Raw genomic sequence first — 12,858 nt, 5'->3', positions numbered from 1 at the left:
ATAATTTGAAAATCGAATTGTAAATCAACTGATTTTAGACATCACCACCTTCAAGCCTTTTAGTCTACCTACATGTGACTCGGTAAAAATAAAGTGATTTGGGGAAAGGCAATTAAAATAATCAGGATCACAATGTCTACTGCAATAAACGGTAAACTGCCTTTTATAATGTCTTGTACTTCACTGTTTGGAACGGCCCTTCTCCATCAATAAAACACACTAAATTTGGCCAACAGTTCCTGGCTCAACTTACTTTCCAGCCAATGTTTTAAATTGGGGCTCACTGTAAAATCCGCTTCAGTCTTCGCCTTCACTTCTTCAAGAGTAGTTTTTCCTTGCAGCTCAGTAAGCACCATTCCATTTGAAGTAAAATCAAAAACGGCTAATTCAGTGATCAGTCGATGAACCACACCTTTTCCTGTCAAAGGCAATGTGCATCGTTTTTTGACTTTGGATTCTCCATGTTTAGTCACATGTTCCATAATGACAACGACTCGTTTAGCACCGGCAACTAAATCCATAGCGCCACCCATGCCTTTTACCAGCTTTCCAGGAATCATCCAATTTGCCAAATTCCCTTCTCCATCAACCTCCATACCTCCCAAAATCGCTAAATCGATGTGTCCTCCTCGAATCATTGAAAAAGATTCTGCACTGTCAAAGAATGAGCCGCCTGGTACGATGGTGACCGTTTCCTTCCCTGCATTTATTAAATCGGCATCTTCCTCTCCTTCATAAGGATAGGGACCAATTCCGAGTAGACCGTTTTCAGATTGCAGCATTACTTGGAAGTCCTCTGGAATATAGTTTGCAACTAATGTAGGCATCCCAATGCCTAAGTTAACGTTCATACCATTCTCAATTTCCTTTACAGCCCGATTGACAACGAGTAAACGATCATTCGTCATTTGCTACTTCCCCCTGTCGCACTTTGAACCGTCAACCGTTCAATTCGACGTTCAAAGCTGCTGCCTTTTACAACTCTTTGCACATAGATTCCAGGTGTATGAATTTCATCAGGATCTAATTCCCCTATCTCCACAATTTCTTCAACTTCCACGATGGTTATTTTTCCTGCCGTCGCAACTAATGGATTGAAATTACGGGAAGCTTTTCGAAAAACGAGGTTCCCATAAGAGTCTGCTTTCCATGCCTTAACAAGTGCGAAGTCTCCAACAATGCTTTCTTCCATCACATAGGTACGTCCATTAAAGTCTTTGTGTTCTTTGCCTTCAGCAATCGGTGTTCCAACGCCAGTAGCTGTATAAAATGCCGGGATACCGGCACCACCGGCACGGATTTTCTCAGCCAATGTCCCTTGTGACACTAACTCAACTTCGATTTCGCCATTTAAAAATTGCGCCTCAAACAGCTTATTTTCCCCGACGTATGATGCGGTCATTTTTGAAATCTGCTTATTTTCCAGCAATAAGCCCAGCCCACAGCCATCTATACCGCAGTTATTGCTGACAATGGATAAATCCTTACTTCCTTTATTTCTTAAAGACATTATCAAGTTTTCTGGTATACCGGATAATCCAAATCCGCCAACTACTAATGTGGAACCATCTGGAATATCGCCGATTGCCTCTTCGATTGATTCGAAAATTTTGGTCATTCTCAGACCCCCTTTTTTCCAAATATTCAGTCATGTAACTGCAGACTTGTCTAAGTGTTTCTCTAGTTCCTCTTTGATAAATGGAGGAATCGTCACTTTTTTGCCGTCTGCACTGGTAATAAATACTACTGTTAATGAACCCTTTATAACGACTTGGCCTGCTTTATAAAAATTGAAGGAATACGTAAACGAAGAATTGCCTATTTTGGCTACCGATACGCAAGCTTCTAATTCATCGTCATATTCCACACTGCCTAAATACGTGCAATCCAAGTGAACTCGCGGCATTTCATAACCTGTTTCAAAAAGGTCTTTGTAAGAACAACCAATCGACCGAAAGAATTCATGATCCAAAGTCTCAAAATAACGAAAAACAGCACTATAATGTATACGCTTTGAGGCATCCGTATCGACGAATTGAATTCGAATTTTCTTTGTAAACATTTTGAAGCCCCTCTCTTTGTTAATGCTTATTTTTTAGTTTTCACTTTCGTTTCAACATTTCAGAAAGTGTATAAGTGTAACTAACACAAACTGTTATTTATTAATTACACTTATCTACCATTTTCGTAAGATCTGTAATCAGAGCACTCTAGTTTTTATCCAACTCCTAGTTCACTATTTATGTCAGGTGAAGTTACTCTTCGCTTACCTTGACCAACAGCTGAGACAGCTCATCATGTCCCAATTCCGCAATAGCCTCAAGAACAATCGGATCTAACAGCACAAAGTCTCCACTTGATGGAACCTGTATTAAAAGACGTTCTCCGTTGCCCACTTTTACTTTACCGAAACGAACCATCGCAAATTCATTGGATAGAATTTCAAGGTTGCTTTTGTCCGAATCGTAGGGCATTCCATTCGTCGGGTTTTGCATCTTCACCCCTCCTGACAGTTATTTTTGATTGAGATGTAATTAGAAGAAGAAGCCTAAATTTCTGGTTGGCAGTACAGTGTGGTCTAAATACACTACACGTCGAGACAGTTTAAGGCCGTCTCCATCTCTTCTGAGAATGTCGTGGCGTTGGCCACAAAGAATGTCCCCATCAACACGGTCGACACCGCGATATAATATAAACGAACTGCGGACTCTATAGTGATTCTCATCTTCGCCAGGCATTGCCATAACTCCTGAAATAACTCGTCGAATACGTGACGGAGACTCTTCCGCCCAAGCTTTTTCCGTTTCCAATCTTTCCAGGCGTTTCATCACAAAAAACTTATTATCTTTTTGATGAAACGATCCGGGCGGAAAAAGCGGCTGGCTTGAATGGCGTTCACGCGCAACTCGAACCGGAACTTCATAAGAGAAATCATCTGTTAAGAAATTGAACCAGTCCCACAGTAAAAAGTAGTCATCCAGCAGCATCGCTTCATAATCAAGAAATTCTTTAATTTCATCAAGAACCTCCTTGTGCACTTGCCCTGAAATAAAGCCGACTGCTGCAGGAGAACTATCAATTTTCAACGTTTTCATACCGGTTCACCTTCCTTTGTACTCATTGCTTTTAACCAGTTTTCGTGGAAATTCCGTAAATTCGCATCATTGGAAGTGGTACGATGTCCGATAATATTCAGGGATGGATCAAAATGTTCTTCTTTTAATGTGCCCATTCCATCCAGTCCCATTTGGTAGTTGAATTTCATTTTTAATTTTTTAGCAAAAATTGTCTTTCCAGCTTCAGCTGAGCCTTCCCAGTTAGCCCCATCATCCATATCAAGCATTCCTGCTGCTCCCATCATTAACAATGCCCCTTCATGCGCTAGTTCAGAGTTTTCCTCAGGCTCAATTGCGTAGTTAAACATAATATTGCACACTTCTGTCTCACCCGGTCCGTGCGGCTGTAAAAGACGCAACTGATAAAATGTCGCAATTGCACCTGTCTGTGGATCTGGGGAATACCATCTGAAAATGTATGCATTTGGGAAATGACCAATAATAAATGGCTGATATTCATTCAAAAATTTCCAATGGCGGTCGTCTAAATCCTTCTTGTCAAAAAGATCTAAAATTTCTGGTGTGTAGCCGTTGAATTTTGTATGGGCTGGTTTAAACCCTTCCACACTATCCAACTCCTTGCACATAATCCCCGTCGCGCTGTTTTTGGCGTGCCAATTTGTATAGTTATTGTTAAGTGCATTTACCGGTGGCAGCAACCCAACATCCACCATGGAAGTATGGCCGAAGAAAATATGATAGCTATCCCCGACAGCGTTCTCAAGCCCCATCTTCCAGTTTTTCTTCATCACGTAGTTGCTTGGTTCCCCAAGTACTCGTAAACCTCGAGAATCTAATCCCAAGAACAGTTCATAGAAAAACTTGGAGTCCCCTAAATACTCATCTAGGGAAGGCGCTTCGGGATCAATATTGGCAAAAATCACTCCCCAGCGCACTTCCACGCGGGCTTTCAAAAGTCCCCATTCATCGCCGTCTAGCTTCTGGAAACTGACCGTTTTTTTAGGCGCAGCAATCCATTTTCCGCTATTTTTATACGTCCAGCCATGATAAGGGCAAACGAAATGGGAAGTGTTTCCTTTCATGTCTTTGCATACAGCGGTACCTCTGTGGCGACAGTGATTGAGCATGACATTAACTTCTCCCGCTTCATCTCGGCTAACAATTACTTCGTCTTCGCCAATGTAACGGAGCATATAGTCGCCTGCATTTGGAATTTCACATTCAAGCCCCATGATCAACCAAGAACGGGCATAAATTCGTTCCAGCTCTGCTTGATAAAGGTCCGGACTCCCATACATTTCAGCGGGGACTACCCCGGTTTTCAACCCTTCACTTAAATTACTCAGAATCTCATCCACTTTAATTGCTTCATAATCAAAAGCTGCCATCTTCTTCGCCTCCCCAAATGTTTATTGCTGATTGATTCTTAATGCAATTGTGCCCCACCCGTAACGTTAATCCCTTGGCCTGTCATATTCACTGCTAAGTCCGAGCAAAGGAACGCTACTACACCTGCAATATCTTCTGGTGTTTGAAGCCGGTTTAAGGGGATGCTGTCGCTGAATTGCTGAATAATATCATCTTTTGTAACTCCTTGAAGTTCAGCCATATCTTCGGTCGCTTTATGCATCATGTCTGTCATGACAACACCTGGACAAACGGCATTTACGTTTATATTGTCTTTTGCGACCTCTTTTGCGACCCCTTGAGTGATGCCCATTACTGCAAATTTGCTCGAACAGTAAGCGACCGCATTAGCGAACGCTTCTTTTCCAGTCATCGATGAAAAGTTGATGATTTTCCCTGACTGTTGTTTAATCATATGCGGCAATGTTGCGCGGATCCCTAAAAATGTACCTTTTACATTGATGGCAAAAATACGTTCCCAGTCTTCGACAGTTGTCTCGACTAACTTCATGTTTTTACTTACTCCAGCACAGTTGATTAAAAAATCAATTTGGCCAAATTTCTCAATGGTAAAGGCCACCATCTTTTCGGCGTCCTCTTCTTGCGTCACATTCACTTGGACTGCTTCAGCCAAAGCGCCAACGCTTCTGATTTCATCACGGACTTTTGTCGCGTTATCTATATTAATATCCGCTACGACAACGGATGCTCCTAATTTCGCAAATGTAAGAGCTGTACATTTCCCCATGCCATTCCCCGCACCTGTCACCAAAGCTACCTTATCTTTAAAATCAAAATTGAACATTTGTATTCCTCCGTTTACTAAAACAATTTTATTCTCTCTTTCGCTTTTCTTGAAAAACCACTAAATTACATGAATCGCCTTATAGAAAATCACTTCCGGAAAAGTCTTTCTTACCTGTTTTTGTTTTTTTGCTGGATAAGCCTTGCTGTTGGGTCAAAGTCATAATCAAATTGCTTTAGCCGTTTATAAACCGTTGTTCTGGAAATACCTAATTTCTTAGCTGCAAGTGTAATGTTGCCTTTGCAACTGTTCACCGCGTCAATAATCGTGTTAATTTCAACCTCTTTCAACGAAGCTGAAATTGTTGGTGTTAGAAAGTCAGCAGGAAGATGGGCTTCTTGTTTTCCAGCTGATAGCTCTTGCCGATGCAATCGTTCTGGCAAGTGCACGAGGTCAATGACATCGTCGCTTAAGACGACTGCCCGTTCGATCACATTTTCAAGTTCCCTTACATTGCCCGGCCATGAGTAGTTTTCCAAAACCTCCACTACGCTGGGTGTAATACGGGCTTGTTTTTTCATTTCTCGAGCAGAAGCCTTTTGTACAAATGATTGTGCCAGCAATAAAATATCGTGATTCCGCTTTCTTAAAGGCGGCACAGAGAGTTGAATGACATTTAGCCGATAGAAAAGATCCAGACGAAAGTTTTTCTTTTCTACTTCTTCTTCTAAATTCCTGTTAGTCGCGGAAATAATTCTAATATCAATCGGTAATTGTTCGTTAGAGCCAACACGCACAACTTGGCGGCTTTGAATAACTCTTAATAGCCTTGCTTGCATTTCCAAAGGCATTTCACCTATTTCATCCAGAAAAATCGTTCCTCCGTTTGCCAGCTCAAACTTCCCCATCCGGCCGCCCTTAATCGCTCCAGTGAAGGCCCCTTCTATATAGCCGAACAACTCACTTTCCACCAGGTCTCTAGGTATGGATGAACAGTCAATGGCTACAAATGGACCTTTCGATCGATTGCTGTAATTATGAATGGCTTGGGCAACCATCTCTTTTCCGGTTCCGCTCTCACCTTCAATTAAAATATTCGCTTCGTTTTGAGCACTTATTTTGGCTTGGTGAATCAATTGATTCATTTCAGGACTGCGGTACAGAATTTGTTCAAATTGAAATGCTGCGTTTGCGCCGACCATGTCATTCAATTTCTTTCTGACACTTTTAATTTCTTTGAATAATAAAATGACCCCAATGTATTCCCCGGGTGCAGAATTTATGGGTATTGCTGTTGTTACTAAATGCAGTCGGCCTTTATGCGTTTTAGCATATACCTCTCTTTCAGACCAGCCTACTCCTGTTTGTAAAGGTTCGAGCGGATCAATAGATAATTCCATGCATTCACTAAGTTTTTTTCCAGTGATATTTTCAGCCTTTTCATCCAAAATGTCGGTTCCCATTTTGTTTACATACATGACCATTTCATCTTTGTTGATGGTGATATATCCTTCGGAGAAATTTTCACATAATTGACTTTGAATATCACTCGCTAAAAAATCAGATTCCACAGTTCTGTAGGTGACTAACTTCGTATTCAGCAACTCTGCAATAACGGTAAGGAGTTGCAGCAGGTTAGCGCTGTCTGCAATTGGAGAAAGGCAAACTAAGTGATGATCAAAAACTTTACCGCTATTGACAGGCGCCATATAAATATAATCACCCTGCTCATTTCTCGGATAACAGTTGACAACGCTTTCATTTTTTGCGAAGTGATTGAATTTCATGAATTGCTCGATATCCAAGTCAATCTTGTCTGCAGACAATTTTCCTTTTTTAAGATCAAACTTCCCGATAATCACATCTTCTGCGTTCAATACAAACAAGGTTTGTATTAACTCATCTTGATGGAACTTTTGTCCATCGATTAATTGTTTAAGCGTATAGATAATATCGTTATTTTTGTTCATCCATATCACGCCTTCCTATACTCGTAATGTTTGCAGAGTAATTTATCTGCTCCAGAAAAATTGACGCGTTGATCCAGTATCGTATAAACGCCTATTCCATATGAAGGTACATCCATCACTGAGCTGCAAACTATTTCATCGCATAGGAAAATGGTATCAGAAAACAGAATTTTCTGTCAGTCATTTCTAAAAAAATTCTCTTAATTGTTCTTAAATGTTTCATTTTGCCTTTATAAATTATTTTTCAGCCAATCAAATAATGGGAATGCCTGCGCATGATTATCTGCTTGGCAGTGAACATCTCCTGTTTGGCCAGTCGGTACAATGTGCAGGGATTTTGGACAAGTTAAGGCATTATAAACCCGATAGGCATGATCTACATTTCCTTGGCGATCGTCCTCCCCGTGAAGGATAAAGGTTGGGCATTGAATTTGTTCCGCAATTCCGTTGCGCAAATTATATTTTTGTAACTTTGCTCTCGCTTCTTTCATGTCATTGACACCCATTACATGTTTGAGAATATTCGCTAATGGATGGTCATCTGGCCGATTTTCCCACATTTCACTGTAGTCATAGACGCCGCTGAAAATGCCGCATATTTTATAACGCGGTTCGAACGCGGCAATACGTGCAGCCATATAGCCACCCATTGACCAAGCCATTATGCCGATGCGTTCTGGATTCACTGTCGGTTGCTGAATGGCCCATTCCAATACAGCCGTCCCTGCTTTTTCATAGTCATACCGAGAAGCAATATTGTTAATTCGCAATGCCCCGCCTTGACCCGGACCATCCATCGCAATCAGTCCAATGCCGCGTTCCAGTAAATAGGGTGCTAAAGCATAGTACATTTCTTCGGCAGTTGAATCTAATCCGCCAAACATCACAACTACCGGCCCATTATCTCCATTGGGACTTTGGTAGAAATAACCTGGAAGATAGGAATCTTCATAAGGAACTTTAATTGCTTCAGGTGGGTTCGGCAGTAACTCCGCCCCTTTTTTAAAAGAGTCTATTCCTTTTAAGTACGTTTCCATTTTTCTTGAATCTTCGGGCTGTAAGAAAAATTCCCCTAAGCGGATATAGTCTGCGGCCCGCAAGTGATGGACGCGTGCTGTTTCTAAATTCCCATCTTCCTTAGCTTCGTTTGCTTGAGCTAGCACACGATCTCCAAGCCGGTTCCACTCTTTAAACCAACTGTTGTAGTCTCCTAGCTTAATGCGCTGTGCCGCTTCCAGGCACTCACTGAACTGACTGCCCCCGTATACTGATGTGTGTCCCAGAATCCGTGAAACTTGGTAGGACCACATATAATTTTCAGGCCAGAAATACCACATATCATTTACTCCCCCGTGTGATTATTTATTATCTGCAGTTACTTTTTTATCATCCAATGGAATCATGATGTTTTGCTCATCCCAAGCACTGTTTGGATTCTCTGAAATTTTCCATTTGAACGGACCCCAGTCAGGTGCAAATACAAGATGAGACAAAGCATAAAGTTCGATCAAGTTGCCGCCTGGCTCTCTTACATATAAATAAAATCCTTCTGCCAGCGCATGACGTGTCGGTCCGCCTTCTAATTTGTATCCGTAATCAACGATTGCATCGGCTGCTAGCAGAACTTCTTCTCTGCTGTCCACAGCATAAGCTAAGTGATGTATTCCTCCTCTTCCTACACCGGGACCTGGATTTAAAAAAGCAATATCATGCGACAAGTTGCTTACTGCAAGCCAAGCTCCTACTTCACGGTTTGTTTCGGACGTATAAATCCCTTCATGGTATCTAAAGCCCAAATCTTCGTAGAATTCGCGGTCCGCTGTTGTATCTGGAGTGGCACAAGTAAGATGATCAATGCGCCGAACCCCGACACCACGGCGGACAATTTTTTGCGGCCGGTTTTTCCACTTGCTCTTCATTTCTTCCGGCGCTTCGTACCATTCTACATCCCAGAATACTTCTGATTTGTGGCCACCCGGCGTTTCATATTGATAAGCACGTCCATGGCCGCGATCCCCATCAATCCAACCGATTCCCAGCCCTTTTTCTTCTAGAATCGATACAGCCCGCTGCAGCCCTTCTTCGCTAGTTGCTCGCCAACCAATATGCCCTAACCCGGCTTGTTCACCTTGAGTGACCTTAAGCGAATGATGGAAAAAATCACCCCATGCCCGTAAATACGCTGCCTCTTCTGTAATCTCTGTTACTTCCATCCCCATAAAATCTTGCATGAACTTCACTGTTTCTTCTAAATTTGTTGAGATAAGTTCCACGTGCGCCAGTTGAGAAATCAAGTATTCAGTTTTCATTTCTTTTACTCCTCTCCTTTGTAAGCGTTCTCACTTTTAATACCTAGCATTATTACAAATTGCTTTTTGTAATATCTAGTATTACTTTATATAAAGCAAGAACCGTGCCAACTTTTTATAATCTTTTAAAAAATCGTGGTTAACCGTGATGGAGCTAAGCATGATTTTATTTTTTGCAAAAAAAACCGTGGTATAAGGAAATAAAAAAAGTGTTCATATCGCGAACACTTGTGCACCTTATGAACGTTCACTTAGCTTACACATGGTAAGGAGCTCGTAGAAATCTTGGCTTTACAGACAAAAGAGAGAGTAGGCGCTGATTAAAGCACATCTCCTCTCCCTTTGTATCTAAGCAGTTACTGTTGAGATCTTTTTATTATCGTTTTTCTAGACATTCATCGGGCTATCATTCCAGAACAATCGCTTCTATGTAAGATACTGCTTATCCTGCATACCATCGTCTTTGTTTCCATCGCGCGCCTCAGTCTTATGATTTTTAGATGAAGAAAGTAAACGGCATAAAAGATTAAATAAATAAAAAAGAAGAAACCCAGGCCCTGCAGCTTCTTCTCTTTCATCATCAGCGCAGCACCTTATACCAAATCTCCACTTGCTGGTTGGTTTCAATAACCTGGAGTTTCTCCAAACTGATTTCAAGATCATCCAACTGCTCAAACAGCCGAAGCCCTTTTCCAAGAAGGATTGGGGCAATCGCAATCTGCAGTTCTTCCACCAGACCGGCTTTGAGCACTTGCCGGAAAACATCCACTCCGAGAATCAGGACATCTTTTTCCGCAGCTGCCTCTCTTGCTTGCCGGATTGCACTTTCTACGCCGTCGGTGACAAAGGTGAACGTCAACTGTTCATTTTCCTTCGGATGCTTAGCCGGCGGATGGTGGGTCACCACAAAGATTGGCACTTGAAACTCGTAGTCCACTGCATAGGAATCCGCTTCTGCCAAATCAAAAGTACGGCGTCCCAATATGACCGCTCCGGTCCTTGCCATGACGGCATTGATTTCTTCATTCGGCTCAAAACTGGCATAGAGCTTGCCCAACTCCCCGTCCCGGTCGTTGACAAATCCATCGAGCGACATAATCATTCCAAAACAGATTTTTGCCACCTTGCTCCCTCCTTTTCTTCTACTTATTTATTGGATGCTTTTTCATAATTCTTTTTTTGCGCAATACCAGGATTTCATTTCTTGTTAGTAGATTCCTTCTCGCTGCTGTTTTCTCCTTCCCTCTCATCTCTTCCAATAAATTTTGTACAAATTTTCTTTCTTTTTTTATTTATTCCGTTACAATAAAGGGTTTAAAAGCGTTAAAAAGGAAATAACAGATAGATTTGGAAACGAGATGTAAGGGGATGGATGAAGATGAAAATCATTAAAGGCAAATACAGCGACGCAAAAGTCTTTACAAATAATATCGATGACGTGACCGTGTCTCAAATAGAAGGGTTTTTGGATGAAGAACTGACGAAGGAAGCAAATGTACGAATCATGCCGGACTGCCACGCAGGAAAAGGTGCGGTCATCGGGACAACGATGAAAGTGACGGATCGCGTGGTTCCGAATTTGGTCGGAGTGGATATCGGCTGCGGAATGCTGTGTGTGGAAATCAAAAAGAAAGATATTGATTTTGCCGAACTGGATGCGGCGGTCCGGGCTTTAGTCCCTTCCGGCCAGTCGATCCGTACAACTGCGCATAATTATATTGGCAATGTCCAACTGGACAATGTACTGGCGAATTTTTCAGAAGACGCCGCCACACTTTCACTTGGCACCCTTGGCGGCGGCAATCATTTTATCGAAATGAATGAAACAGAAGATGGCCGCCTGTTCTTGGTCATCCATAGCGGGAGCCGCCATCTCGGCGTCAAAGTCGCGAACTTCCACCAAAAGAAAGCCATTGAAAGTTTGACAAGCGATAAAGAAGGATTGAATGAGCTGATTGCCCAGCTGAAAACTGAAGGCAGGCATCAGGAAATCCATGCAGCCATAAAGTCTTTTAAATCTGCAAAGCCTGTAATTCCGAATGATCTCGCTTATCTGCAGGGACCTCTCATGGAAGATTATTTTAATGATTTGAAAATTGCCCAAGACTATGCCAAATGGAACCGCGCAGCGATGATGCAGGTTTTAATGGAAGCGATGAAATTTGAAGAAGCCGGGCGAATCGATACTGTCCATAACTACATTGATCTCGAGCATATGATATTGCGGAAAGGCGCCATCTCGGCAAGAAAAGATGAGCTGGTCTTGATTCCGATCAATATGCGGGACGGCTCGCTTCTCGCAAAAGGAAAAGGCAATGACGACTGGAACCAATCCGGACCGCATGGCGCTGGACGCATCCTTTCCAGAACGAAAGCCAAAGAACTTCTTCAGCTGGATGATTTCACAGACACGATGAAGAATGTCTATACTACGAGTGTGAATCAGGACACCATCGACGAGTCGCCATTTGCCTATAAGACGATGGAAGAAATCATCAATAATACAAAAGAGACCATTGAAATCCAATCCGTCCTGAAACCTGTCTATAATTTCAAGGCAGCTGAATTCCAGGGCTGGAGACGAAAATGAAGGATGAGAGCGGCTTAAGAGCTGCTTTTTTTATTTCTCTTTAAAGTTTGAAGAAGAGACAGCGATAATAAGAACGAGGCAAAAGAATATACTTTCAATCAAAGGAATAAATACAAAAAATAAGGTTTTCCCCCCGGTTCCTGCGCTTCAACCGGACGCTTTCCGCGGGCTCGCGCCGAACTAACTTGGACTGCCGCCCAAGTGGATTTCGGCACTTCGCTGTCCCGCAGGAGTCGCCGGTTTCCGCTGCGGAACCTGGAGTGACGTAAAAATCGGATCCTCCTTTTCCTCACTCGCTTGAAAAAGGGGATCAGGGATGGAAATGAGTCCTTGTTGGGAAGCGGCACCCCCCAATCGGTACGGCCACGAGACTCCTGTTGGAGCAGTGAAGGAGCAAAGCGACGGAGCGACACGAGCCGAAGACCCTGGACGGAGCGAAGCGAAGGAAGCGGCTAAGGCCGTGCCCACGGAAAGCGAAGTGGCCGAACCGGTTGGGGTTTATACAGTTTTATTCATTCCTAGTCCACTTTGTTTACAGTCTGACACTCTTCTTACTTTTAAAAATGATTGGAATAAAAAAATTGAGCATAACTTTGCAAATACTGAATTTAAAAAGCATTTGTAAAAGCACAAGTTTATAGATGAAAAGAGAAAGAAGAAGCGGTGCTGCACCCCCTACTCTACTCAGCCTCTTCTCTCCTTTTGTATTCATGCATCTTTGATAAGTGCTCTTATGTTAATCAAAACAAAAGTCTTTCTG

At 42.4% G+C, this 12,858-nt stretch carries 13 protein-coding genes; 2 read left to right on the top strand and 11 right to left on the bottom strand.

What is annotated here, in order from left to right; all coding sequences use genetic code 11:
* Positions 1 to 206: 206 nt before the first annotated feature.
* The 11 genes from ACSFXN_RS05735 to ACSFXN_RS05685 all read right to left on the bottom strand — a co-directional run bounded on the left by ACSFXN_RS05735 (position 207) and on the right by ACSFXN_RS05685 (position 10,631).
* Positions 207 to 908 (bottom strand): CoA transferase subunit B, encoded by a 702-nt coding sequence (locus tag ACSFXN_RS05735; protein WP_437149227.1) that lies wholly within the window; start codon positions 906 to 908, stop codon positions 207 to 209.
* Entirely contained in the window at positions 905 to 1,618 is a 714-nt protein-coding gene (locus ACSFXN_RS05730; protein WP_437149226.1) for a CoA transferase subunit A, read from the bottom strand. The genes ACSFXN_RS05735 and ACSFXN_RS05730 overlap by 4 nt, the downstream gene beginning before the upstream one ends.
* 30 nt (positions 1,619 to 1,648) lie before the next feature.
* A complete protein-coding gene (locus tag ACSFXN_RS05725) occupies positions 1,649 to 2,062 on the bottom strand; it encodes an acyl-CoA thioesterase (RefSeq protein WP_437149224.1) in 414 nt (137 codons plus the stop codon).
* A 193-nt stretch (positions 2,063 to 2,255) separates the two neighbouring features.
* A complete protein-coding gene (locus ACSFXN_RS05720) occupies positions 2,256 to 2,495 on the bottom strand; it encodes a hypothetical protein (protein WP_437149223.1) in 240 nt (79 codons plus the stop codon).
* Positions 2,496 to 2,534: 39 nt separating this feature from the next.
* Positions 2,535 to 3,095, bottom strand: a complete 561-nt coding sequence (locus tag ACSFXN_RS05715) for an aromatic-ring-hydroxylating dioxygenase subunit beta (protein ID WP_437149222.1) — start codon at positions 3,093 to 3,095, stop codon at positions 2,535 to 2,537.
* Complete coding sequence (locus ACSFXN_RS05710; protein ID WP_437149221.1) at positions 3,092 to 4,465, bottom strand: aromatic ring-hydroxylating oxygenase subunit alpha; 1,374 nt, start codon at positions 4,463 to 4,465, stop codon at positions 3,092 to 3,094. Before ACSFXN_RS05710 ends, ACSFXN_RS05715 begins: the two co-directional genes overlap by 4 nt.
* Before the next feature lie 38 nt (positions 4,466 to 4,503).
* Entirely contained in the window at positions 4,504 to 5,289 is a 786-nt protein-coding gene (locus tag ACSFXN_RS05705; RefSeq protein WP_437149220.1) for an SDR family NAD(P)-dependent oxidoreductase, read from the bottom strand.
* 110 nt (positions 5,290 to 5,399) lie between these two features.
* Entirely contained in the window at positions 5,400 to 7,199 is a 1,800-nt protein-coding gene (locus ACSFXN_RS05700) for a sigma-54 interaction domain-containing protein (protein ID WP_437149219.1), read from the bottom strand.
* 230 nt (positions 7,200 to 7,429) lie between these two features.
* Positions 7,430 to 8,536, bottom strand: a complete 1,107-nt coding sequence (locus tag ACSFXN_RS05695; protein ID WP_437149218.1) for an alpha/beta hydrolase family protein — start codon at positions 8,534 to 8,536, stop codon at positions 7,430 to 7,432.
* Positions 8,537 to 8,557: 21 nt separating this feature from the next.
* The gene (locus ACSFXN_RS05690; RefSeq protein WP_437149217.1) at positions 8,558 to 9,508 is read right to left on the bottom strand and encodes a VOC family protein; all 951 of its coding nucleotides are present in this window, start codon (positions 9,506 to 9,508) and stop codon (positions 8,558 to 8,560) included.
* Between the two features lie 580 nt (positions 9,509 to 10,088).
* Positions 10,089 to 10,631 carry a dihydrofolate reductase family protein gene (locus ACSFXN_RS05685; RefSeq protein ID WP_437149216.1) on the bottom strand — a complete coding sequence of 181 codons (543 nt, stop codon included), beginning with the start codon at positions 10,629 to 10,631 and terminating at the stop codon, positions 10,089 to 10,091.
* A gap of 255 nt (positions 10,632 to 10,886) precedes the next feature.
* On the opposite strand from ACSFXN_RS05685, the gene ACSFXN_RS05680 reads away from it, so the two are divergent.
* A complete protein-coding gene (locus ACSFXN_RS05680; protein ID WP_437149214.1) occupies positions 10,887 to 12,098 on the top strand; it encodes an RtcB family protein in 1,212 nt (403 codons plus the stop codon).
* A gap of 316 nt (positions 12,099 to 12,414) precedes the next feature.
* Positions 12,415 to 12,723, top strand: coding sequence for a hypothetical protein (locus tag ACSFXN_RS05675; protein ID WP_437149213.1), 309 nt, complete (start codon positions 12,415 to 12,417; stop codon positions 12,721 to 12,723).
* The last annotated feature ends 135 nt before the right edge of the window (positions 12,724 to 12,858 follow it).

Source organism: Planococcus sp. 1R117A, from assembly GCF_051417975.1.
Lineage (GTDB): Bacteria > Bacillota > Bacilli > Bacillales_A > Planococcaceae > Planococcus > Planococcus shenhongbingii.
The sequence above is the reverse complement of the archived record's forward strand: the minus strand, read 5'-3'. Positions and strand labels throughout refer to the sequence as shown.

What these genes read in the sequence shown, in the direction of transcription:
- ACSFXN_RS05735 (WP_437149227.1), bottom strand. Translation starts at nt 908, where the DNA reads ATGACGAATGATCGTTTACTCGTTGTCAATCGGGCTGTAAAGGAAATT.
- ACSFXN_RS05730 (WP_437149226.1), bottom strand. Translation starts at nt 1,618, where the DNA reads ATGACCAAAATTTTCGAATCAATCGAAGAGGCAATCGGCGATATTCCA.
- ACSFXN_RS05725 (WP_437149224.1), bottom strand. Translation starts at nt 2,062, where the DNA reads ATGTTTACAAAGAAAATTCGAATTCAATTCGTCGATACGGATGCCTCA.
- ACSFXN_RS05720 (WP_437149223.1), bottom strand. Translation starts at nt 2,495, where the DNA reads ATGCAAAACCCGACGAATGGAATGCCCTACGATTCGGACAAAAGCAAC.
- ACSFXN_RS05715 (WP_437149222.1), bottom strand. Translation starts at nt 3,095, where the DNA reads ATGAAAACGTTGAAAATTGATAGTTCTCCTGCAGCAGTCGGCTTTATT.
- ACSFXN_RS05710 (WP_437149221.1), bottom strand. Translation starts at nt 4,465, where the DNA reads ATGGCAGCTTTTGATTATGAAGCAATTAAAGTGGATGAGATTCTGAGT.
- ACSFXN_RS05705 (WP_437149220.1), bottom strand. Translation starts at nt 5,289, where the DNA reads ATGTTCAATTTTGATTTTAAAGATAAGGTAGCTTTGGTGACAGGTGCG.
- ACSFXN_RS05700 (WP_437149219.1), bottom strand. Translation starts at nt 7,199, where the DNA reads ATGAACAAAAATAACGATATTATCTATACGCTTAAACAATTAATCGAT.
- ACSFXN_RS05695 (WP_437149218.1), bottom strand. Translation starts at nt 8,536, where the DNA reads ATGTGGTATTTCTGGCCTGAAAATTATATGTGGTCCTACCAAGTTTCA.
- ACSFXN_RS05690 (WP_437149217.1), bottom strand. Translation starts at nt 9,508, where the DNA reads ATGAAAACTGAATACTTGATTTCTCAACTGGCGCACGTGGAACTTATC.
- ACSFXN_RS05680 (WP_437149214.1), top strand. Translation starts at nt 10,887, where the DNA reads ATGAAAATCATTAAAGGCAAATACAGCGACGCAAAAGTCTTTACAAAT.
- ACSFXN_RS05675 (WP_437149213.1), top strand. Translation starts at nt 12,415, where the DNA reads ATGGAAATGAGTCCTTGTTGGGAAGCGGCACCCCCCAATCGGTACGGC.